This is a genomic window from Aeromonas sp., assembly GCF_051657805.1.
Lineage (GTDB): Bacteria > Pseudomonadota > Gammaproteobacteria > Enterobacterales > Aeromonadaceae > Aeromonas.
On sequence record NZ_JBOFLJ010000002.1, the window covers coordinates 1 to 1,195 of the forward strand.

At 56.6% G+C, this 1,195-nt stretch carries 1 protein-coding gene; it reads left to right on the forward strand.

Annotated features, from left to right (window positions below):
- Positions 1-793: chromosomal replication initiator protein DnaA (gene dnaA, locus ACRCYW_RS00400; RefSeq protein ID WP_438548228.1), on the forward strand; the 793-nt coding region annotated here is incomplete at its 5' end.
- Between the last annotated feature and the right edge of the window lie 402 nt (positions 794-1,195).

Genomic DNA, 1,195 nt, shown 5'->3' on the forward strand with positions numbered 1-1,195 from the left:
CAACGACTTCATAAACTCCATGAGGGACAACTCCCCCCTGGACTTTCAGAAGCGCTACAGGGAGCAGGACGTGCTGCTCGTCGACGACATACAGTTCCTGGAGAACAAGGTGGAGACGCAGGAAGCGTTCTTCCACACCTTCAACGCGCTCTACGAAGAGAACAAGCAAATCGTCATCGCCTCGGACCGGCACCCGAAATACATACAGACGCTCGAGAACCGTCTCGTCAGCCGCTTCGAATGGGGCCTGGTCACGGACATCCAACCGCCCGACCTGGAGACCAGGATCGCGATCCTGCGCAAGAAGGCGATAATGGACCGCCTCGAAGTGGACGACGAGGTGCTCACGTTCATAGCCTCGAAGGTCTCGACGAACATCCGGGAGCTGGAGGGGGCGCTGGTCCGCATCCTGGCATACGCCTCGCTCTACGAGCGGCGGGTCAGCGTGGCGCTGGCGGAGGAAGTCCTGAAAGACATCCTGCCGGACCAGGCCTACCGCGAGATCCCGATAGAGCTGATCCAGCACGAAGTCTGCCGCTACTTCGGCGTCGCAAAGGCGGATCTGGTCGGCCAGAGCAGGTCCAAGGGCTTCGCCTACCCGCGACAGGTCGCCATGTACCTCTCCCGCGAACTTACCGACGAATCCCTACCGAAGATAGGCAAGGCCTTCGGCGGCCGGGACCACTCCACCGTCATGCACGCGACGGCCAAGATCTCGAAGCTCATAAACAGCGACAGGGACGCCTTCAACCAGATCCACGAGCTCACCTCGCACGTCAAGAGTAAGCGCTGAACCCCCTCCCCCCAGGGCAGCAACTTTGTAACAAATTCCCGGGATCCCAACGCCTATCTATCCACACCCTGTCCACAGGTTCAGGGTTTGCCTGTGGATAAGTACCCCGAAACTGTCCACAGGTTTCGCGACTTATCCACAGGTTATGTGGATAACCTGCTCTTTTTGTGGATAAGTCACACACTTCGGGTGCCTTGCAAGCATACCAGTCGTATTTGCCTGTGGATAAACCTGTGGATAAGAGGGGTAAAACCTGTGGATAAACCTGTGGATAAAAATGTGGATAACTCGAGCCTGTGGATAACTCGGCACTTATCCACAATTTATCCACAGCAAAACGGGACTTATCCACAATTTCTTCCACAGGCTCGACCGGGAGCATTGGGCTTAGGTAAAGTGGAT